The sequence below is a fragment of the Armatimonas sp. genome (assembly GCF_031410135.1).
Taxonomy (GTDB): Bacteria; Armatimonadota; Armatimonadia; order Armatimonadales; family Armatimonadaceae; genus Armatimonas.
Genome location: NZ_JANNYP010000772.1, coordinates 1 through 21,753, shown reverse-complemented (window position 1 = coordinate 21,753; position 21,753 = coordinate 1). Strand labels below are relative to the sequence as shown.

At 58.6% G+C, this 21,753-nt stretch carries 19 protein-coding genes; 14 read left to right on the top strand and 5 right to left on the bottom strand.

The genetic code is table 11. The features are described from left to right. Together RMO15_RS28450 and RMO15_RS28445 are read right to left on the bottom strand one after the other, a co-directional pair. The coding region (locus RMO15_RS28450; protein ID WP_309720978.1) for a beta-galactosidase at nucleotides 1-2,997 on the bottom strand (2,997 nt) is incomplete at its 3' end. A 280-nt stretch (nucleotides 2,998-3,277) separates the two neighbouring features. Next, entirely contained in the window at nucleotides 3,278-3,655 is a 378-nt protein-coding gene (locus RMO15_RS28445; protein ID WP_309720975.1) for a type II secretion system protein, read from the bottom strand. 192 nt (nucleotides 3,656-3,847) lie between these two features. Here RMO15_RS28445 and RMO15_RS28440 point away from each other — a divergent pair, with 192 nt between their 5' ends. Genes RMO15_RS28440 through RMO15_RS28425 form a run of 4 tightly spaced genes read left to right on the top strand, consistent with a single transcriptional unit; the run spans nucleotide 3,848 to nucleotide 7,650 of the window. Next, nucleotides 3,848-5,101: a helix-turn-helix transcriptional regulator gene (locus tag RMO15_RS28440; RefSeq protein WP_309720972.1), complete on the top strand. Its 1,254-nt coding sequence runs from the start codon at nucleotides 3,848-3,850 to the stop codon at nucleotides 5,099-5,101. A gap of 19 nt (nucleotides 5,102-5,120) precedes the next feature. Next, nucleotides 5,121-6,527 (top strand): DUF1501 domain-containing protein, encoded by a 1,407-nt coding sequence (locus tag RMO15_RS28435; RefSeq protein WP_309720969.1) that lies wholly within the window; start codon nucleotides 5,121-5,123, stop codon nucleotides 6,525-6,527. A 5-nt stretch (nucleotides 6,528-6,532) separates the two neighbouring features. Continuing rightward, a complete protein-coding gene (locus tag RMO15_RS28430) occupies nucleotides 6,533-6,940 on the top strand; it encodes a hypothetical protein (protein ID WP_309720966.1) in 408 nt (135 codons plus the stop codon). Between the two features lie 8 nt (nucleotides 6,941-6,948). After that, nucleotides 6,949-7,650, top strand: coding sequence for a hypothetical protein (locus tag RMO15_RS28425; protein WP_309720963.1), 702 nt, complete (start codon nucleotides 6,949-6,951; stop codon nucleotides 7,648-7,650). Here the strand turns inward: RMO15_RS28425 and RMO15_RS28420 are convergent. After that, complete coding sequence (locus RMO15_RS28420; protein WP_309720961.1) at nucleotides 7,607-9,046, bottom strand: DUF1501 domain-containing protein; 1,440 nt, start codon at nucleotides 9,044-9,046, stop codon at nucleotides 7,607-7,609. The genes RMO15_RS28425 and RMO15_RS28420 overlap by 44 nt on opposite strands. 239 nt (nucleotides 9,047-9,285) lie before the next feature. Between RMO15_RS28420 and RMO15_RS28415 the strand changes: the two genes are divergently transcribed. Then, nucleotides 9,286-10,176: a PEP-CTERM sorting domain-containing protein gene (locus tag RMO15_RS28415; RefSeq protein WP_309720958.1), complete on the top strand. Its 891-nt coding sequence runs from the start codon at nucleotides 9,286-9,288 to the stop codon at nucleotides 10,174-10,176. 74 nt (nucleotides 10,177-10,250) lie between these two features. Next, nucleotides 10,251-11,606: a ribosome biogenesis GTPase Der gene (gene der / locus RMO15_RS28410; protein WP_309720955.1), complete on the top strand. Its 1,356-nt coding sequence runs from the start codon at nucleotides 10,251-10,253 to the stop codon at nucleotides 11,604-11,606. A 57-nt stretch (nucleotides 11,607-11,663) separates the two neighbouring features. On the opposite strand, the gene RMO15_RS28405 is transcribed toward der, so the two are convergent. Further along, nucleotides 11,664-13,043: an anion permease gene (locus tag RMO15_RS28405; protein WP_309720953.1), complete on the bottom strand. Its 1,380-nt coding sequence runs from the start codon at nucleotides 13,041-13,043 to the stop codon at nucleotides 11,664-11,666. Between the two features lie 194 nt (nucleotides 13,044-13,237). On the opposite strand from RMO15_RS28405, the gene pstS reads away from it, so the two are divergent. The 4 genes from pstS to pstB are packed head-to-tail and all read left to right on the top strand — an operon-like array spanning nucleotide 13,238 to nucleotide 16,849. Beyond that, a complete protein-coding gene (gene pstS / locus RMO15_RS28400) occupies nucleotides 13,238-14,182 on the top strand; it encodes a phosphate ABC transporter substrate-binding protein PstS (protein ID WP_309720950.1) in 945 nt (314 codons plus the stop codon). Between the two features lie 6 nt (nucleotides 14,183-14,188). Then, nucleotides 14,189-15,133: a phosphate ABC transporter permease subunit PstC gene (pstC, locus tag RMO15_RS28395; RefSeq protein WP_309720947.1), complete on the top strand. Its 945-nt coding sequence runs from the start codon at nucleotides 14,189-14,191 to the stop codon at nucleotides 15,131-15,133. Next, nucleotides 15,133-15,996 (top strand): phosphate ABC transporter permease PstA, encoded by an 864-nt coding sequence (gene pstA, locus RMO15_RS28390; protein ID WP_309720944.1) that lies wholly within the window; start codon nucleotides 15,133-15,135, stop codon nucleotides 15,994-15,996. Before pstC ends, pstA begins: the two co-directional genes overlap by 1 nt. A 13-nt stretch (nucleotides 15,997-16,009) precedes the next feature. Then, a complete protein-coding gene (pstB, locus tag RMO15_RS28385) occupies nucleotides 16,010-16,849 on the top strand; it encodes a phosphate ABC transporter ATP-binding protein PstB (protein ID WP_309720942.1) in 840 nt (279 codons plus the stop codon). Here the strand turns inward: pstB and RMO15_RS28380 are convergent. Further along, nucleotides 16,830-17,636, bottom strand: a complete 807-nt coding sequence (locus RMO15_RS28380; RefSeq protein ID WP_309720939.1) for a menaquinone biosynthesis protein — start codon at nucleotides 17,634-17,636, stop codon at nucleotides 16,830-16,832. The two genes, pstB and RMO15_RS28380, sit on opposite strands and share 20 nt — an antisense overlap. A 41-nt stretch (nucleotides 17,637-17,677) precedes the next feature. On the opposite strand from RMO15_RS28380, the gene RMO15_RS28375 reads away from it, so the two are divergent. The 4 genes from RMO15_RS28375 to RMO15_RS28360 form a co-directional block, all read left to right on the top strand. Beyond that, nucleotides 17,678-19,477, top strand: a complete 1,800-nt coding sequence (locus RMO15_RS28375) for a HEAT repeat domain-containing protein (protein WP_309720936.1) — start codon at nucleotides 17,678-17,680, stop codon at nucleotides 19,475-19,477. A gap of 93 nt (nucleotides 19,478-19,570) precedes the next feature. Beyond that, a complete protein-coding gene (locus RMO15_RS28370; protein ID WP_369016175.1) occupies nucleotides 19,571-20,152 on the top strand; it encodes a Uma2 family endonuclease in 582 nt (193 codons plus the stop codon). 7 nt (nucleotides 20,153-20,159) lie between these two features. Beyond that, a complete protein-coding gene (locus RMO15_RS28365) occupies nucleotides 20,160-21,206 on the top strand; it encodes a Gfo/Idh/MocA family oxidoreductase (RefSeq protein WP_309720930.1) in 1,047 nt (348 codons plus the stop codon). Between the two features lie 29 nt (nucleotides 21,207-21,235). Beyond that, a partial coding sequence (locus RMO15_RS28360) for a hypothetical protein (protein ID WP_309720927.1) occupies nucleotides 21,236-21,753 on the top strand: 518 nt, incomplete at its 3' end.

The following is a 21,753-nucleotide window of genomic DNA, read 5'->3' as shown; positions in this document are numbered from 1 at the left end:
TGCCCCAATAGGCTCGGCACCGAAGCGCTCTGCCTCGGCTGTGGGGCCAAAGTAGAGAAGCCGTGTCCCATTGACAGGCATTGAGAGACGCGCCCCGCGTCCGTCACGGGCCAAGGTCTCCCCATAGACAAAGTCATGCAGAACCGAGTCTTCGGGCAGATAAACCGTCGTGCCACCACCCGGCGCAGAGTGCAGACAGAGCATGCCATCCCCCACCCAGGCCACATCGTCATCCGCAGCGTAGATCGGAACCCCTGCTTGGCGGTAGAGACCACGCAGCAGAGCTTGGGTTAAGACAGGCTCCCCGATAAACACGGACTGCCAGCGCGGATGCTTACGCACTGCCAAAGACCCATTGCCGTTTCCGTACTCCGCCACCACTTGGGCACGGGAGTCCGAGACCGTCAGCGTGGGGTTCACCCGCACTTCATCGCCCAGTTTCTGACCACGAAGCGCCTCTGTGAGAGGCAGGCGTGCATCCGAGAACACGCGGCTTCCGAGCTTGGAGGCAAATGGCTGGAACTTCAGGTGCATCCCAAAGACCTCTGCCTGCTCTGCGAGGCTCTCCTCACGAACACCAGGTGTAAAGATCCAGGCTAGTGTCCGACCATCCTCTTGCCAGCGCTCTCGAATTGCAGCTCGCACCGCAGGCTCTATTCGGAAGGCATTTAGGAAGATCAGGAGCCGCGGGCTCTCGGGGAAGTTCTTCCGTAACAGGTCTGACTGAAGGTAGAAACCAATCCGCGCTCCCGAGCGGAGCAGAACATCGCGCTGCTCAGAGATCAGCTTCTCGAGGAGGCGCTCATCGCGAACATCGAAGAAGCTCGCCTCATCCACGATCACAGCAACATCAGGGTCGGCGTTCGCACGAACTCTTGGGTTGCGGCGGCGGGTGGCGTAGAGCTCCGCAATCTCGCGTAGCCCTCCCAGAAACTCCCAGGTCTCCCGGTCATCAAGCCAGCCTTCGCCCCAGAGATCCATGTAGGAAATCCCAGCACCATGGGCTAAAGCAGCGCCAAAGTTGCGGACATGAACCGCGCGGGTTCCCTCGACGGTCGGAACGTGGGGATTGTAAGTATCCGGCGTCGTGCCACTGGCAAGAAACGTCTTGGTGTCGTCTTCGAGGATGCAGAGCTTCCCCGCAAGCGCCACAGACTCAATCGGGAGCGGGAGCGGCGCGGCGCCACCGGGAAGCCGTCCATTGTAGGAGAGCGGTGCCGTCAGAATATCCACATGGGGCGAGGCCAGAACTTCAGCAAGGGCGAGGTGCCCCGAGCTCGTCCGAGCAAGCTCAAGCGTATAGCCACAGCTTACGGCCACGGCGCTACGTCCGCCCGACGCCTCTTTCACGGCCTTTGCGAGGCGGTTGATCACCTCGGCGACTCGCTCACTCATAAAGCGATGGAAATCGGACCACTGTGCCTCTTTCGGGCTGAGGAAGACTCCCGGCCCCGACGGAACCGGCCACGAAGGGATCTGAACCGTCTCAAAGGAGACACTGCCACTGTACCAAGCGGCGCGAAACGCGACCACGGAGTTCTTATAGCGTGCGCGTAGCCAGGAACGGAACGCAGCGACATTGGCATCGGAGAGATCGTAGCCAACCCCTTTTTCATGAAGCCACTCGCCGTGCTCTAAGTAGAAACCAAAGACACGACTGGCGTGCGGTCCCTGCGCGACATGCTCGACGGCGGCGCGGAGTGCCTCTTCGGCCTCGCCCTCCCAGAAGAGCCGTGAGCCGAGCGAGACATCGCCCTGCTCACCACTGGCATAGCGCACCATCTCACCGGGATTCTGCCGTACCCACGAGGCGGGCGGCGAGAAGATCAGACGAGGCAGCACAAGGGCTTCGGGAGCGTTCTCTGCCACAAAGCCGATCACACTGTCTAGTAAGTCGAAGCGGCGCTCACCGGAGCGGGTCTTCCAGGGGAGGTGGCACAGCACGGTAAAGAGGCGCACACCGGCTTCGTAGGCAAAGCGAATCTGGCGCTGGGCAACGGAAAGAAACTCCTCGCCCATCTCGGTGTTGACGAAGCAAAGCATCGGAAGCCTTGGCTCGCCGCCAATGAGCAGCTCCGCAACACCCTTACGAACCGCGACTTTGGCCTCGACAAGGTTGGCGAGAACCTCCGCAGGAAGCGGCACATAGACAGGTGGCAACGGCTCAGCAAGCGGGGCGATCAAGCCCGCGATGGGAGGCGGTAAGAGCGCGGCAACCACCGAGACCGGGGGGCGGCGCTGGCGACCACGAATACGGCGAGAGTCTGCCTCCGCTACGGGTGCCTCCTCTGGTTCCTCAACCGGCGGCGCATACACACGGGGTTCGTCGCCAGAGACCATGAGCGTGGGTGCAGCCACGGTACGGGTGCGGCGAAGGCCACGGGTACGGCGGGACTTCCCTGCGTCATCGTCGGCTGATTCGGCGACCTCAGGCTCGGGAGTGGGCTCGACGGCGGACTTATTGCCACCTCGTCCCCGACGGCGGCGGTTGCCCGAGCGGCCTTCACTCTTTTCGGGCTCGCTGGCTGCAACGGGCTCTGCTGCGGCAATGATAATCGGTGCCTCAGGAGCTACTTCGGCCAGGATCGCCTGAGCATCTTCCAGCGCGAGCGGCTCGGCTTTCGGACGTGAACGACGACGGCGCGAGGCAGACTCAGCAGGAACCACAGGTCGAACCTCAGGCTCCACGGCCACCGGCTCCACGACAACAGTTGGCTCTGGTACAACCGTCTCTTCGACCACCACACGCGGTTTACGAGTTCGCCGTGGCTTTTCCGCTACGGGAGCAGGCTCCGAGACAGTCTCGGGCTCCACAACCAAGGGAGCTTCTTCCACGGGAGCGGCAGCCACCTTCGCGCGGGGACTTCGCCGACGGGTCTTCGCAGGTTCGGGTTCTGGGTCAAGAACGGGAGTGCTATCAATAATAGGGCTACTTGACGTAGCATCGGGCACGACGTTTTCATCGTCGGCAGAGGCGGCATTGCGCCGTCGTCGCATGGGGTACTCCTAGTAAAAGCGGTTATTTAAAGAGAGACGCCTCAACCCATTCCAGCTCACGCTCACGCCACAAATAACCAACAACGGGGCGGCGGGTCACTGCTAGGGAGGCATCTAGAAACGACATCCGCGCACGAATCGTGCGCTCCAGTCAGGAGTATACCACGTTTGTCCAAATGGCTCGTCAGGAAACTTGGAAAGCTCGGCCCTAAAAAACCACAGGAGCTATCCTTGCTCCTGTAGTGTAGAAATCTTTTCGCGTGCCGCACAGAAAGATATTTTAAGGCATCACATGGGCAGGAGTGGCTGCTGTCCCGATACTACAAGTGGGAGTCGCGTTTACCATAGGATTGGGATAAGTCCCCCCTGACGGACAAATCGGCATGGATTTCAGGTACTTATTTCCCCACGTCGGATGGTCAACACAAAGATCGGCAATCACCACAGCGTTGGGATGGGTACTGGGAATATTATTGGTCATCGCCCACTGCTGTACCGTGCTCTCAATCTGGCGTAGGTTCTGGATACAAGAGCGTGAGCGAGAGGTCTCTCGCGCTTTGATAAAGTTCGGGACGGCAATCGCCACCAGAATCCCAATGATCAGGACAACGATCATTATCTCAACGAGCGTGAAGGCTTTTTTTACAGTCGATTTCATTTTTGTAGATCTCCTAGAGTTAGCCTCTCATGGGCTAACACTCAAGTTGATTGGCAGAGAAATGACATCTCCCAGGAATATTAAAAGAGATGAAACACATATTTTTCTTGCGATACTTACAACAAAACTTGTAACACCGTCCCTCCTTACACTTCTCTAATTTCCCGTAAAAATGCCGATAATAAAGAGCACATGATTGCTTACGTCATTCAACAGGCAAGGCAGGAGCGCCAGCTCTCTCTGGGAGCACTGGCACTAAAATCGGGGGTCAGCAAGGCAACTCTCTCTCGCTGGGAAGCAGGCAAGGTGCGGCCCCATGCCCCCGAGCTGCTCAAAGTCCTAGAAGTTCTGGAGATTCCCGAGCCTCTCTGTCGGCAGTGCTTGCAGCAGCTCGGAACCCCGCAGGCGGAGCGCTATCTGGCACAAATGATCTCCGAGGATCAAAAACTTCCCGTGAGCGGCGGTGAGCTTCTTCGTGCACTCCGGCAGCGGGCAAATCGCTCCCAAGCGGACACCGCACGCACGGTCGGGGTGACACAGGCCCTGCTCTCGCGCTGGGAGAATAACGACTGCTGGCCCGAGCAAGATAGGTTACGGGCTCTCTGTCTTGCACTGGGCGCTACCGAACTCGAAGAGAAGGGATTGGCAACACGTGCCTGGCAAAACCATGAGGAGCTTCCCTTGGATAAAGATGCTCTTGAAGTGGTGATTGATGAGCTTGAGGTAGCTCCCTTTGATGTCGACCTGCACTATCTTGCCGTGGCAAGCCGACACTGGACCCTCTATAAGCAAAATCGAATTAGCGAGTCCCATGCCGTAGCAGTCTGGGGGCACTTCGCCAACCACTTGGTCTGTCACCATAAATTCCACGAAGGACTTCACGTTTCTAAGCGGGTCTTCGACAGCATAAGAAGCGAGTCACATCCGCTTTCTCGGGGACAGTTCCTCGCTCTTTCGGCAATGACCGACGCACTTTCTCATACACAGCCCCAGGCCGCACTGGAGATGCTGTTGACCTTTGAGAGTCGAATCAATGCCCGAAACAAGAGCGACTGGTGCGAAGAGATCTTCAAAAAATTTGTCGTCTGTGGCCAGGTTGATCGTGCCTGTTTCTATCTTGAGCAAAGCATTCAGACCGCCCCGACACTTGCACGTGAGCTTCATGGACGTCGTCAGTATGCAGAGCAGCTGTGTGAGTTTGGACACCCCATAAAGGCACTCGAAAAACTCAACATTTGCCCTTCTATGCCCCAAAATACGGGAAAAAACTTCGTGGTCTACGATCAAGCCCACCGGGCGCTGATTCGTGGGACTGCCCTGCACCAGCTCGGTGACAAACTTGAGGCAAGTGTCTCACTCCAAAGCGTGCTCCCCTTGCTGGCAACGCATCCTTTCCCCGGACTCACTCGTCTCGCACACCAGCTTACCCACGCGCTTAGTAACTAAAACCCAGTACAATAGTGCTGTGAAACCTGGCTATATCCCACGCCGTGCGTTCCTTGCCCGAGCTGGTGGCGGGATCGGAGCGATGGCACTAAGTTCTCTGCTAGCAAGTGAAGCGCAAGCACAAGACCCCCTCGCCCCTAAGAAGCCCCACTTTCCCGCCAAAGCCAAGCGAGTTATCTCGATCTTCTGCTTCGGTGGCCTCTCGCACATGGACACGTTCGATCCCAAGCCCGAGCTGATCAAGCAAGACGGGGTCTCGGTGGCGGGCCGCAAGGAGTTCGATACGGGCGGACGGAGCGCTCCGGGCAAGCTCATGAAGAGTCCCTGGGCTTTTAAAAACTACGGCCAGTGCGGCATGCCGGTGAGTGATCTTCTGCCCCATATCGGCGGCTGCGCGGACGACCTTGCCCTGATCCGCTCGATGCGCTCGGAGAGCAACAACCATGTCCCAGCGGTCTACCATATGCTCACGGGCTCGATCCTGGCGGGCCGACCGGGCCTCGGAAGCTGGGTGAGCTACGGCCTCGGCACGGAAAATCAAAATCTTCCGGCCTTTGTTGTCATGACCGATCCGAGAGCCTTGGTGGGAGGCGGTGCGGGCAACTGGAGCGCGGGCTTTCTGCCAAGCAACTACCAAGGCGTCCAGTTTCGCAGCTCCGGCCTGCCCGTGCTCAACCTCAAGCCCCCCACGGGTCTCTCACCCGAGAAGCAGCGCGAGCAATTAGATTTCTTGCACCAGCTCAACGACGTGTTTCTGCGGGAGCGCCCCCAGGAGCAAGAGCTTTCCGCCCGCATTCGCTCCTATGAGCTGGCGTATCGCATGCAGTCAGAGGCCACGGAAGCCGTGGAGCTAAGCAAAGAAACCGAGGCTACCAAGGCGCTCTACGGGATGGACAAGCCCGAGACGGAGCTGGTCGGGCGGCAGTGCTTGCTGGCACGCCGGCTTGTGGAGCGGGGCGTGCGCTTTGTGCAGATCTACTCCGGCGGTGGGGTCTTTGACCAGAGCTGGGACGCGCACAATGGGATGGTCGCCAACCACGAAAAACGCGCTCGGGAGATAGATATTCCTGTCGCGGGCCTGCTCAAAGACCTCAAGCAGCGTGGGCTTTTTGACGATACGCTCGTCGTCTTTCACACCGAGTTTGGCCGCATGCCCTTCACCGAGGGCGGCACGGGTCGCGATCACAACCCGAAAGCATTCTCGGTCTGGCTTGCGGGTGCGGGAATCAAAGGCGGCACGATCTACGGCGCGTCTGATGAGCTGGGCTATGTCGCCTCTGAGAATGTCCAGACCGTCTACGACCTCAACGCAACTATCTTGCACCTGCTTGGCCTGGAGCACACCAAGCTCACCTACCCCTACAGCGGCAGAAACATGCGCCTCACCGATGTCAGCGGCGAAGTCATTAAGCCGGTACTATCTTAACAATCATGAAACGCTTCGCTTTTCTTCTTGGCCCTGAGCTCCTCTGGATGCTGTTTTTTCTGCTCGCTTGCTGGCTGGCCTCGCGAAACGCCCCACCAACCCCGACAGGCAATACGTTTCTGGAGCGAGCCGGCATCCTCGGTGCGTTTGTTGCTATCGCGCTGACGTTCACCGTCTTCTTCGTCCCAGGCGTCCACCGGGGCTGGCTGCTCGGGCGGGTGATTGTCGCGGTAGTGATCGGGGTCAATGCCTGCCTCTTCAAGCTCATCGATGGCGTTGACTACGGCGACTCCCGCAACTCGGGTGTCGTTGGGATTTGGGTCTACGGCATCTTGGCGGGTGGCGTCGCCTTTGTCCCCGGCATCATCACCACACTCGTTCTCCTCAGCCGTGGGTCGGCTCCCCCCGAATAAAGCCCCTCATGGCAACCTACCCAAGACCAACACAGTGTTTCCATTGCGGGTGCTGGCTCGTCTATAGCATCCAAGTGCATCCGATGGCGGGTTCTCTCTGGAGAATCCACTACGCGTGTCCGGGCTGTCAGCTTGGTCAATTTGGCCCTGGCTGCTACTACGGCGAAGACTATTCCCAAGACGAGGCAGAAGCACTGCTGGTGCAGCAGAATCTTCTTCAGGAAACAGAAGTCGCACGCGAAGCAGTTCGACACTGGCGAGACGAGGTGCAGCGCCGCGATGCACCCTATATCCAGCGTTTCTGGGAGATATTCAACGCGACATTCCCCTACTGGGAAGGTCAAGTTAAGCACCTTCCTCTCACATCAGAGCACACGGCAAGTATGGACAAGCATCTCTACTGCCTCATGCTCACTTTCTACTCACGGAATCCGGACGGCTCGCACAACTGGGAGATTAGGGCAGAGGTAGAACGCTGGGGGATACGCCTCGATCCGATGCACCAACACCACGATCGCGATCGTGACCCGAATTACATTGAGTCCGCATTGCAAGAGATCAAAGAGTATTTCGAGCAAGAGTGGTCACGTTCAAAAAGCCCGCTCACTCTTGAAGCATATCTGAACTCTCTTATCCTTGAGTTCTATCAATCCATTCATAACGATCCTACGCCAGCAAGTCTTTTACGACATGTCCGTGGACATCGGTGAGGCGGAAGTCTCGGCCTTGGTAGCGGTAACTCAGGCGGGTGTGGTCGAAACCGAGAAGCTGTAGGATGGTCGCCTGCAAGTCGTGGACGTGCACGACGCCGGGGGTGAAGTGGTCTTTGCTCGGGGTTAAGGGGTTGCCCTTTTCATCCGCAATGTTGTAGCCGTAGTCGTCGGTGCGGCCATAGGTGAAGCCGCGCTTGACCCCACCGCCTGCCATCCAGAGTGAGAAGCTCCGCGGGTGATGATCCCGACCATAGTTATTTTTCTCCAGCTTCCCCTGCGAGTAGCTCGTGCGCCCGAACTCCCCGCCCCAGATCACCAGTGTGTCATCGAGCATCCCGCGCCGCTTGAGATCTAAAACCAGCGCCGCAGACGCTTTATCCGTGAGTTTTGCCTGGCCACGCATCGCACCGGGCAGGCCGCCGTGGTGATCCCAGCCCTGGTGGTAGAGCTGGATAAAGCGCACACCTTTTTCGGCCAGACGCCGCGCCAGAAGACAGTTGGCGGCAAATGTACCGGGCTTGCGGGCATCTTCGCCGTAGAGCGCGAAAGTTTCGTCGGGCTCTTGGGAGAGATCGGTGACCTCGGGGACACTAGTCTGCATCCGATACGCCAGCTGGTACTGGGCCATGCGGCTCTCAATCGCGGGGTCGAGCGTGTTTTGGGTTTGGAGCTTGCTAAGCGCCCCAAGCGTGTCCAGAAGCGCACGTCGGCTCTGGGGCGAAATCCCCTCCGGGTTATTGAGGTAGAGCACCGGACTCTTCCCTGCACGAAACTGCGTCCCTTGGAAGCGCGCATCTAGGAACCCACTGCCCCAGAGCCGAGAGTACAGTGGCTGGTCGCCCTGATTGGCCGTCACTAAGACCACAAAGCTCGGCAGGTTCTCGTTCATCGAGCCCAAGCCGTAGCTCACCCACGCCCCTAAACACGGTCGCCCTGCGATCTGGCTTCCGGTCTGAAAAAACGTGATCGCCGGGTCATGGTTGATGGCTTCCGTCCACATCGAGCGCACCAAGCACATTTCGTCGGCGATCTTGGCGGTCTCCGGCATTACCTCGGAGAGCTCCATCCCACACTTGCCGGCGCGCCCAAAATTAAACGCGGAGCCCGCGAGCGGCAGCTCGGCCTGGTTGGCACTCATCCCGGTGAGGCGCTGACCGCGTCGCACAAAGTCAGGGAGCGGCTGGCCGTGTTTCTCCCGGAGAAGCGGCTTGTTGTCAAAAAGATCCTGCGCCGCCGGACCACCGCTCTGGAACAGATAGATCACCCGCTTCGCCTTGGGTGCGAAGTGAGTCGCAGCAAATGCGGGAGCCTCTAAGCTACCCAGCCCCAGTGCCCCTAGCCCGAGGGTGGAGTTTGTCAGAAAGTGCCGTCGCGTCAGTGCCAGTGGATCCATAGCCCTATTCTACCGAGAAAAATAAATTTTCTCGTGACGCATGTCGCCTCGACGGTGAACGTCGGGCTTTGGGGCGTTCCGCCGCGCCTTCGGCGGAGATTTACCGACGAGGCACGAGTCGGCGGCCAGAGGCCCCAAAGCGGGACGTTCACCGTCCATGCTAAAGGGAAAAATAAATTTTGCGGATTTTATCAGAATCTGGGGGTCTCAACCGTTCTGAAGGCGGAGAACCCAAAAACATGAACCGCAACCTAAATCTCGCTTTTGCCTCGCTCGTCTCGCTCCTTTTAGCCCTGCCCGCCACGGCCCAGACTACGCTCTTTTCTGATAACTTCAACCGCGCCGCCCTCACCGTCAGCGCACCGACGACCTACACCACCACGGCGACTGCAGGCGATGGCGGGGCGAGCATTCCTGCCAGCGATTTTCTCCGCCTCACCAACGATGCTACGGCGGCGGCAAATGCCTCAGGGCGTGTCTTTGTCACCGGAACCACGTCGAGTTTCACCTCGTTTCAACAGAGCCTCGCCAGCAATACTCAGGAGCTGGAGTGGAGTTTCAATGCCAAGAGCAATCGTAATAGCGATCCGGGCGGCTTTGGTGCGGGAAACTACAGCCTCGCCGTCGTCCTTGGTGCAACTGGGAGTGATTTCACCACGGCCAATGGCTACGCGATCGCCTACGGAAACTCAGGAGCGCCCGATCCGATTCGGCTGGTAAAGTTTGCTGGGGGGCTGGACGCGGATTCTAATCTCACGATGATGATCTCCAGTGGTGCCGCCGATCTGTCAGGCTTTGCCAACTACTTCAGTGTCAAGGTGCGTTACGCCCCGAGCACCGATAGCTGGAAACTCTTCGTCCGTGATGATGGCGCAAGCAACTGGAGCGATCCCAGCACCGTCGCCTCGCAGATTGGGAGCGGCGTGACGGACAATACCTACACCAGTACGCCTCTCACCCACTTTGGTTTTGGCTGGAACTACAACAGCGCCGCCAACCAGAGCGCGCAGTTCGACAACTTTCAGGTCAGCACTCTCAGTAGCACGGCAGCTCCTGAACCGTCCACGCTACTCTTGCTTCTCACAGGCTTCTCTGGTTTATGCCTACTCCGACGAAGACATCGAGCATGATATACTGATCGGTTGGGCCGCTGTGGTGAATCGCCATGCGGCCCTAACTCTGTCAGAAAGGAGGCGGCTCTGTTATGTCTAAACCCATTGTCGCCATCGTTGGACGCCCCAACGTCGGAAAGTCCACTCTCTTTAATCGTCTCACGGGCAAAAGAATTGCTATCGTGGAGGACACTCCGGGAATCACTCGTGATCGGCTCTATGCTGAGGGTGAGTGGAACGGGCGCAACTACACTCTCATTGATACGGGAGGCATCAGCATGGATGAGGAAGATCCCATGCAGGCGCAGATCCGTATCCAGGCGCAGATTGCCATGGAGGAGGCCGATGTCATCCTCATGCTCTGTGACGCCGCGCAGGGAGTCACGCCCAATGACCGTGAGCTCGCCGATGAGCTACGCGGCGCCGTGACCGTGCCGCTCTTTGTGGTTGTCAATAAGTCCGACAACCCCCACCGCGATATTGAGGCGATGGAGTTTTATAGCCTGGGACTGGGCGGCGAGCTCTACCCCGTCTCCGCGATCTCCAGCCGTGGCGTCGGCGACTTACTCGATGCTGTCGTTGCCTCATTTCCTCCCGAGGGCGACGAGACCATCAGCGATGAGACCGTGCGCATTGCCATTGTGGGCCGCCCGAATGTGGGCAAGTCGTCCATGATCAACGCGATCCTAGGCGAGGAGCGCACTATTGTCTCCCCCATCGCCGGAACGACCCGCGATGCCATTGATACCTACTTTGAGTTCGAGGGCAAGCGCCTCTTGCTCATTGACACGGCCGGCATTCGGCGCTCGGGCAAGATCCAGGGGACGGTGGAGTACTACTCCGTGCTTCGTGCCCAGCGTGCCATTGAGCGCTGCGATGTGGCGATCACCGTGGTGGATAGTATTGAGGGTCTCCGTGATGGTGACAAGCGTGTCCTCGGAATGGCCGATGAGGCAGGACGCGCCTCTGTGGTCTGTGTGAACAAGTGGGATGAGGGCCGTAAAGGGATTCTGGCGGAGAACGCGGGGAAGAATCCCATGCGCATCTTTACTCAGACCCTGCGTGATGAGCTTCCCTTCGCCAGCTATGCGCCCATCACGTTCTGTTCCGCTCTTAAAAGCACAGGAATCGGGGCGTTTCTGGAGACCGCGATCCACGCTGCCGAGAACCACTCCATGCGCATCCCCACCGGAGAGCTGAATCGGCTCATTCGCGATGCGGTGGATGCTCGCCCGTACCAGACAAAGGGCCGCATGCTCAAAGTCAAGTACGCCACGATGGCCGCCGTCCAGCCACCAACCATCGTCTTGTTTGTCAACGACCCTGAGCTGATGCACTTCTCCTACCAGCGCTACCTCGAAAACCAGCTCCGCAAGACCTATGGGCTCGAAGGCACCCCCATCAAGATCATCTGCCGCAAGGCCGCCAAAGAGCCTGGCGACGACTAAAAACGCACAAAAAAACCGCCCACTCTCAAAACAAGAGAGCGGGCGGTTTTCTTTTGCCTACTGGATAAACCGTCCGGCGGTGAGCCAGAAGATGAAGCCCGAGACCACGATCGTCACTGGCAGGGTCAGCACCCAGGCGATGAGGATATTGCGGATCGTCTTGGACTGGAGCCCAGACTTGTTGGCCGCCATCGTGCCTGCAATTCCCGAGGAGAGAATGTGCGTGGTGGAGACCGGCGCGGCGAGCATATCAGCCGTCATGATCGTCAGCATCGCCGTCATCTCTGCCGCCGCTCCCTGGCCATAGTTGAGGTGAGCCTTGCCAATCTTCTCGCCTACCGTCACTACGATGCGCTTCCAGCCCACCATCGTCCCGACACCCAGCGCGAGGGCCACGGCCACGGTTACCCAAGGCGCGACAAACTCAACCGTGGCCTTGATCTCTTTCTGCCCCTTATCGAGCAGGTCTTTATCCTCCGCGCTCAGCCCCTTCTCTTTAGCAACTTTCTTGAGGGCGGAGGCGGCCTTCAGTGCCTCTTTGCGAAGCTCAGTCTGCTCGGTCAGGGGAAGCTCAGTGAGCGTGGCGCGATTGGCCAGCAGCTCCGCGATCTTGTGTAGACGCTTGTCGGCCTCGACAGCCTTCTCCACTTTGGCAAGCTCAGGCCGCTCCACCAGCGCCTCGACTTGTTTCACCGTGCTGAGAGTAGTTCCGATCTTCTCCGCATTGAAGTTCGGGTTGACCGTGAACTGACCAGGCAGCAGCGCGATCAGAACCAGCATCATCAGACCGATGCCTTTTTGGCCGTCGTTGGAGCCATGGAAGTAGCTCACGCCGGTGCAGGTACCGATCAGAAGCAGCCGAATCGGCCAGGGTGGCGGCGTGTTACCCTTGGGCTCCTGGAACAGCTCAGGACGCTTGATGAGGGCCTTCATCGCTAAAAAAATCAGCGCAGCGACCCCAAAGCCCACTAGAGGTGCAAGAGCGAGCCCTTTGAGCGTATCGTAGAATTTTTCCAGATTAACGTCTTTGTGCGCCAGCAGTCCCCAGGTGATCCCGACGCCGGTGATCGAGCCGATCAGCGTGTGCGAGCTAGAGGCGGGAAGCCCCACAAACCACGTGGCCAGGTTCCAGAGCACCGCAGTGATCAGAATGGAGAGAAGCATCCAGATCCCCATCGAACCGCTTGCTCCCACCAGCATGTCGGTCGGAATCAGGCCGACGATCTTAAAGGCAACTCCTGCCCCCGCTCCTAGGACACTGAGAACTCCCAAGAAGTTAATCAGCCCCGACCAGATCACAGCCACTGTTGGCTTAAGGGAGCGGGTGTAGATCACGGTCGCGACGGCATTGGCCGTATCGTGAAATCCATTAACAAACTCAAAACCCAGCGCGATCACCAGGCAGAGCACCAGAAGGCTAATTGTTGTTATATCCATTTATGCTCTCATAATCGCACTGCCTAGACTTCATCGTATTAAGCAAGGATTAAATATAACGAGAGTATACCGGGCAAAGGTTAAAAACCGTTTCATACAAGCACGTGAGAAGATATTTCTTAAAATCAAATTAATGCCTTCTTAAGCCCTCATTAACGAAGAAGGTGTAGAAATCCCTTACGCTAATGCTACCTATGCGAAATCTTAAATTTCAACAAATCTCCGGCGCAGGCGCGACGTTTCCGGAGCTTCTCTACAACAACTGGGCAAAAGAGTACAAGGCCACAGGCGGAGTGGCGGTCAACTACCAGGGAATCGGCTCGGGCGGCGGCATCAAGGCCATCACCGCAAAAACCGTAGACTTCGGTGCCTCCGACAGCCCCCTGAACGCCGAGGAGCTCAAGGGTGCGCCAAAAATCCTGCATCTACCCATGTGTGCAGGGGCTGTCGTCGTTGCCTACAACGCCCCCGGAGTTCCCAATGGCCTGAAGCTTACGGGTGCCGTGATCGCGGATATCTTCCTTCACAAGATCACTGCCTGGAACGATCCACGCATCAGTGGCCTGAATCCGGGCATCAAGCTTCCCGCAAGCCGCATTGTCACCGTAAGCCGCTCAGATAGCTCTGGCACCACGGCGATTTTTACCAACTACTTGGCCAAAGTCAGCCCCGCGTTTAAAGCCGGAATCGGTGAGGGCAAGTCTGTGAACTGGACCAAGGGTGGGCTGGCGGGCAAGGGCAACCCTGGTGTTGCGGCCTTTATTAAGCAGACTCCAGGAGCGATTGGCTATGTCGAGCTTGCTTTCGCAGATAAGAATGCCATTACCTACGCTTATGTCCAGAACGCTAAGAAGAACTTTGTGGCTCCCACACTTGCCAGCACTTCTGCGGCAGCGGCAGGCGTCAAGCTGCCCGGCGACTTCTGCGCCATGGCAACCAACACGGGCGAGCCCACGGGCTACCCCATTGCAGGCTTTACCTGGATTCTACTCTATCCCGATGCCAAGCCCGAGGTGAAGAAGTTCCTGCGCTGGTGCCTGACAACGGGCCAGAAGTCCGCGGCCAAGTACGACTATGCGCCCCTTCCCGCAGGAGTTCAGAAGAGGGTTCTAGACGCACTCAAGAAAATCGGAGGTTAGGCCCACGTGGCCCTAACGATCACCACCAGCAAGAGCCGCCCAGGAGACAAGATCTACCTGGGCGTGCTCGGCTTTTCGGCTCTGGTGCTCTTTGTGCTGATCGTCGGGATTGCCGCCACACTGGCCTGGCAGTCCCGGCTCAGCATTCAGGCGACGGGCTTTAAGTTCGTCACGCTATCGGTCTGGGATGATGCTGCGGGGACATACGGCATCTGGCCGTTTCTCTTTGGGACGCTCTACTCGTCGCTGATTGCCTTGCTTCTGGCCGTTCCTATCAGCCTCGGCGCGGCGATCTTTCTGGCAGAGCTGTGCCCAAAATGGCTGCGCACCCCGATCACCTTTCTCATTGAGCTGCTCGCGGCGATTCCCTCGGTGGTCTATGGCCTCTGGGGAATCTTTGTGCTCACCCCGTTTCTGCGCGACAAGCTCATGACCCCGCTGGCAGACAAGAAGATTCCGCTGTTTCAGGGCGCAGGCTTTGGGCCTTCGATGCTCACGGCGGGCGTGATCTTGGCGATCATGATCCTGCCCTTTATTACCGCCGTCAGCCGCGATATTCTCAAAGCCATCCCCAAGGCCCAGCGGGAGGCGTCTTATGGGCTGGGCGGGACGAAGTGGGAGACAATCTCAAAAGTCGTGCTGCCCTACTCGCGCTCGGGGATTATCGGAGCTGTGATGCTGGGGCTGGGGCGTGCCTTTGGCGAGACCATGGCCGTGACGATGGTGATCGGCAACCAAGCCGCCCAGACGGACTCGGGAATAAGCCTTAATCTCTTTGAGCCCGGCTATACCATGGCCAGCGCACTGGCCAACAAGTTCAACGAGGCCCAACCCGGCCTCAGTACGTCGGCGCTGATTGAGATCGGTCTGGTGCTCTTTATTGTCGCCGTAATTATCAATAGCTGCGCCCGGCTCTTAGTGCGCCTGACCGGAAAAAGCGTGAATAAGTAATGAGCCTCTATGCCGCCGATAGCCATGTGAAGCTGCGCCGCGCCCAGAGCCTCATCATGCTCTCGCTTTGTAGTGTCGCCGCTCTAGTCGGTATTTTGGTGCTGGGGCTCGTTCTCTACTTCCTCGCGGCCCGTGGCCTGAGCCACCTGAACATCAAGCTCTTCACGGTTGCCTCGGGTGATGGCGATGGCTTCGCGCAGAGCATCCGGGGAACACTACAAATTTTGGGGGTTGCCTGCGCCATTGCGGTTCCGATTGGGATTCTGGGGGGCATCTACCAGCAAGAGTCCAAGGGGAAGTTCGCCAATACCGTGCGCTTTCTCACCGATGTGCTCAATGGCATTCCCTCGATTGTGATCGGCATCTTTGTCTACGCCGCGCTGGTGCTGCCGATCTCCCAAGCCTACCCCGGCAAGGGCTACAGCGGCTGGGCGGGCGGAGTCGCGCTGGCGATCATGATGCTGCCGCTGATCATGCGCACCACAGAAGAGATGCTGCGCCTTGTCCCGAGCGCACTCTCCGAAGCATCGCTTGGCCTGGGTGCGACCCGCTGGCGGACGATGCTCTCGGTGGTGCTTCCGGCGGCGCGGGGCGGAATCTTAACGGGAATCCTGCTTGCCGTGGCCCGTGTGGCGGGCGAGACCGCGCCGCTGATCTTTACCATTCTCGGCAATGAGTTTCTGGGGCAGATGGACGGCCAGGTGGACGCGCTTCCGCTGCGCCTCTTTAAGTACGCCACGGATGTCGATGAAAAACACAACCAGATCGCCTGGGCCGCCGCCCTCACCCTAATTTTGATGGTGCTTATGATGAGCATCGCCGCACGCCTTACAACCCGAAGTCGCATGCAGGAAGACAAGTAAAGAAAAAATGAAGATGAACGTAAATAATAGCAAAGACGAAGAGATATTCCCGAGTGTCATCGCCTCCATTGATGCCCACGATCTACCTGAGTTTCCTCAGGATATCTGCATCGCCGCAGAGAACATTGACTTCTACTACGGCAGCTTCCAAGCGCTCAAAGGAGTCACCCTTCCCATTGCCCGCAAGAGCGTCACGGCATTTATCGGCCCTTCTGGCTGTGGCAAGTCCACGTTTCTGCGAACCATCAACCGCATGAACGATCTCATTGACGGCACGCGCCTCACCGGCAAGCTGACGCTTGATGGCGAGGATCTCTACGACCCGCGTGTAGATGTCGTGCTGCTGCGCAAGAAAGTCGGGATGGTCTTTCAGAAACCCAATCCCTTCCCGATGAGCATCTACGACAACGTGGCGTATGGCCCACGCATCCACGGGACAAAGAATCGCAAGGAGCTGGACGCGCTGGTAGAGAAGTGCCTGCACCAGTCCGCGCTCTGGGACGAAGTCAAAGACAAGCTCAAGCAGTCCGCGCTCGCGCTTTCGGGTGGCCAGCAGCAGCGCCTCTGCATCGCCCGCGCTCTTGCCGTCTCCCCGGAAGTGCTCCTCATGGACGAGCCCTGCTCCGCGCTTGACCCCAACTCCACACACCGCATCGAGCTGCTGATCAACGAGCTGCGCAAAGACTACACCATTGTCATTGTAACGCACAACATGCAACAAGCCGCCCGCGTCTCCGAGTACACCGGCTTCTTCCTAAAGGGCGAAGTCAAAGAGTTCACCACCACGCAGAAGATCTTCAGCTCCCCCAGTCAGAAAGAAACCGACGACTACATCAACGGGCGCTTTGGATAGGAACTGGGTTTTGGATGAGCCCGTGGGCTCGGACTTTCTGGGCAAAAAGCTGCAAACCTGCCTCCTCGCGCTCCCCTAGATTATAGACAATGGCGCGCGAGAAATAGGCCTGGGCTCGCTCCAGGCTCTCACCGTGCTCGGCGGCGCGGCGGGCGGCGACTTCGTCGAGGTGCGCCGTGCCCCACTCTTTGGCGGTAAGAAAGTGGCGCTGAAGCTCGGGCGTGAGCAAGTCGGGCCGCCCAATCCAGAGCGCGAAGACAAACGGCAGGTTTGTCCACTCCTTCCACGCCTCGCCCAGATCCAGTACGGTTAAGCTGGCATCGTAGTCCAAGTAGCCCTTATCGCCGATTAACAGCGCGGCATCGTGGTCTTGGAGCATGCTCTCTAAGTCTGGGGCCATCGGCGTGTACTCAGGAGTCAGGCCAAAGCGCTCTTCGAGTAAAACACGCGTGAGAGTGACGCTGGTGAGAGACGAGGTGTCTAAAGCAACTCGGCGGATCTTAGCAATCGGCACTTGCGAGAAAAGCCGCACGGAGCGCACGGGGCCATCACAAGCCACGGCAACGCCGGGCGCATAGACAAGCTGCGGGCGGCGCACCCACGCCACCGAGGAGACTAGGCCCGCCGCAAAGTCTCCCGGCTCCAAGCGCGGGGCAAGCAGCGACGGCAGGATATACTCCACACTCGCCCCCAGCGCCCGGCCCTCTTCCGTCTCGCTAAACCAGTCGGTGAGTGGCCGCGCATTGAGATACGGCACCGACCCCAGCTTAAAATTGAACGCGTTCATAAATTAATTCTACCACATTTGCGTGTATAATCAGTGTCACTATGAGCAACGATGACACACCTCCCGCTGTTCCGACCACAACCCAGACTCCCCTACCAAACACCGCAGCACGCAAGTGGTTCGGACGAGGGCTTCTGGCTTTAATTGGCATTGGGGTAATCAACTTCGGCTACAACACGATTCTGACAAAGTCGCAGCTCGGCAAAGTTGCCAGCAAAGACGCTACGGAACAAAAGCTGGGCGTAAGCCTCTTGATGGGCCGCAAAGTTCTTTTTGATGCCCTTCAAGGCGGATCTCCCCCGGCGACTCGCCTCGCTGCGATTACGACCCTACAGGCGCTCGCCGAGGATGGCAAGAACAAAGATGCCTTCGAACAGCTTCTCCAGATGTGTAAAGACCCCGACACAGAGTCGGCGGAGAAGAAGACCCACCCGGTTCGTGATGCCGCCCGTGCTGCCGTGGCCGCCATTGGTGCCAGCTATGCCGAGCGCCTTTTAGATGCCGCCAAAGATCCCGATGGCAATATCCGCGATGGTGCTCGGGAAGGCTTAAAGAAGATCGGGGCGCCTCTCAAAGAGCAGATGGCCAAGCGCCTCTCCGACAGTGGCTTGCGTGGACCAATTGGTGATATTCTGGCCTCCATTGGCCCAGAGACAATTGAGCTCATCAAGCCGTATCTTACCGACGAAAAAATCAAGGACGATGCGGGGGCCAAGATCACACTGATTGAGACCCTGGGCAAGTTCAAGGTTCCAGAAGCCGCGGAGCCCATCCTGCCCTTTATCTCCGACACCGATCCCAATGTCCGGCGCTCGGTGATCACATCGCTGGCCAATATCGGCGATCCCGTGGGCGCACCGGTACTGATCCAAGCGCTGGAAAGCCCAGACACCGATGCGTCCGCGCGTGCTGCCGCCGCAGGTGCTCTAGGCGGAATCGCCACGCCGGAGGCAAATGCCGCGATGCTCAAAGCCCTCACCGACTACGATACCTTTGTGGGAGTCGCCGCCGCCGCTGGGCTAAGGCGTGCAGGTGATTCAGCAGCGGCGCAGATTGCCCAGGCACTGCTCGATCCCAATCCGTCTGTTCGTGCGCTCGCCGCAGAAGCCGCGGGGGGAATGCGCTCTGCCGCCCTCGCCACCAAGGCCATGACCGACAAAGATGCCCGTGTGCGTGCTAAAGCCGCTAGCTCCCTAGGCGACATTCTTTTCCGCGCCGCCGCCATCCGCAAGGCACTGGGCGCGTTGGCGTCCGCACCAGATGATAAAGCCCGCGATTCGGCTGTCACCGAGCTGGGACGCTTTGGCGCAGAAGCCGAGGTCAATGGAGCAGGCATTTCCCCGACTGCAAAATCCAACCTGATCGCTTTCTGGACCACCAAGCGCGATGCGGAAAAAGACGAAAAGAAAAAAGCACCTTGGGACAAGCGCATCGCCAAGCTGACCGCTGCCCCTGCCCTCTCCCCACTGGCGCAGCCGACGGAGTTTACCCCTCTGGTCGCCGCGCTCACGGATAAAGAAGGTAGTGCCGATGCCGCCACGATTGCCTTAGGACGACTGGGAACACTTGTGGTAGACGCGCTCATGGCCAAGCTGGGCACTGGTGACGATACCCTGGCCTACTATGCGTCCAAGGCCCTCACCACGATTGGCCGTGATGCCGTCAGCGGCTTGCTCCCACTGGCAACCAAGGGTAATCCTGCCGCGCGCTGGGCCGCCATCACCCTCGGCGAGATTCGTGATCCCAAGGCGGCGGAGACGCTTGAAGCCCTCACGAAATCTAGCAGCGAAGATACCGCGTTTGTCGCCCAGGCAGCGCTCTCCAAAGTGAAGCCGGGCTAAACGAGCTCAGGAGTAAGCACGATGTCCCTGACCCTGGATTCCACACCACAGCGAAAACATATTGTCCACTACCCGGACACGGATGGTAAACCTATGGCTGAAACAGATGCCCATCGTTTCCTGATCTCTAACAGCGTTAGTGCCCTAATTTGGCACTTCACAAATCGCGCTGACTCGGTCTATGTCTCCGGCAATAACTTTATGTACTTTTCGGAGGGCGATCCGAAAGCGCGTATTTCGCCGGACTGCTATGTTGTTTTTGGGCCAGCACAACGTGACCGAAACTCCTACCGAAGCTGGGAAGAGAATAACATTTTACCTTCAGTGGTGTTTGAGTTCACCAGCAAGAAAACACAAAAAGAAGATGTCTCGGATAAGATGCAGACCTACGAGCAGCTCCGCATCCCCGAGTACTTTCTCTTTGATCCGACCGGCGACTATCTGAAACCCTCTTTGCGTGGCTACCGAATCACGCCTATCGGGATGTACTCGCCGATTGCCCCTCAAGAAGACGGACGGCTTGTCTCGGAGCAGCTTGGCCTTGAGCTAGTGGCAGATGGCGTGCGACTGCGCTTTTTCAACCCCGCAACGGGTGAGTTTCTCCCTACTCTGGCTGAGGCACAGAGTGAAATCGCGCGGCTTCGGGCGGAGCTGGAGCGCTTGAAAGGACAATAGAGTTCAGATGACCCCTTTGCGTTTTGGAATTGTTGGCTGTGGCGGGATCGCGGGCCTCCATGCGCGGACGTTTCGCGATGGCTTAGAGAAAGACGGCACGGCGGTGCTCGTCGCGGGCGCAGAGACCGATCCAGGGCGACGGACGGCGTTTGGCGAAAAATGGGGCATTCCCATGCACGACTCACTGGAGAGCCTGCTTGCCCGTGACGATATAGACGCAGTTGCCATCACAACCCCGAGCGGACTGCACAGCACGCAGGCTATCCAAGTAGTGAAGTCGGGGCGACATGCGCTCTCGGAGAAACCCCTCGATACCAACGCAGAGCGCGCCGCATCCGCCGTTCTCGCTGCAAAAGAGGCGGGGGTGGTGCTGGCGGGAATCTTCCAGCAGCGCTTCAACGCGGATGTCCAGAAAGTGCGCCGTGCGGTGCAAGCCGGGGCGTTCGGTGAGCTGATCTATGTCCACTGCGAGACCCCATGGTATAGAGCGCAGAGCTACTACGACTCGGGCGACTGGCGTGGGACGTGGGAGCTTGACGGGGGAGTGCTAACCAATCAGGGCGTGCATATGGTAGACCGCCTGCTCTGGCTCGCGGGCGACTGGGACGAGGTGCTGCACTCGGTCTGCTCGCTCGGGAAGTTTCGCGATATCGAGGCGGAGACGCTGGGCGTGGCCACGGTGCGCCTCAAGAACGGCGCGATTGCCACGATCACGGGCACGACACTGGCCTACGACGGCATGGCGCAGCGGGTTCTGATCTGCGGCACCGACGGCAGCGCGGCCTTTGACGGCGAGACTCTAGTCAAGTTCAAGACCCGCGAACCCTTCGAGGAAAACAGCGCAAGCTCGGAAGTAGAAGAAGCAGGCGACGACAATAAAGCCGCCGATCCCCTCGCGCTCTCGTCCAACCAGCACGAAGCCAACTACCGCGACTTTATCGCCGCCATCCGCGAAGGCCGTGAGCCCCTCACCAAGCCCGAGGAAGGCGTCCGGGTAGTCGCGCTTCTCAACGCCATCTACGCCAAAGCGGGAGCAGGGCCATACGCCCGCTAGCCCGAGTCTGGGGAAAGCCACTCCTCATCTTGCTCTTTGTGGGAGCGTTTCTCTTCTGGCTCACCCCCAAGGACACGGGCTTTGATGGCTCCTACCAGCTTGGCAAGCAGCTTTTACGCGGCGAGGTCGCCTTTGACGAGCGCACCCCATACTGGGAGATGTACGAGCGCGAGGGAAAGTTCTATCTGTGCTATGCGCCGATTGCCAGCGCGACTCTTGCGCCCCTGATCTTTCTCACCCGAGGCACACTAGGCCAGCCGCAGCTCAACACGCTCTTGTTGCTCTGGTCAGGAATCGCCCTGTGGAGCTTTTTAAAGCGCCTGCGCCCCTGCCGCAAGCGTGCGACATTGGCCACCGTGGCTTACTTACTGGCAACGCCCCTATTCTACTCTGTCACCAAGGGAGAGGTCTGGTTCCTGCTCCACACGGAGGGCTTGGTCTTCTCCATGGCCGCGATGGCCTTTCTGGTACGCCGCCGCTGGTTCGCGTTTGGTTTCTGCTTTGCCTGCGCCTGTGGCTGCCGCAATGCACTGGTCTTCACCCTCCC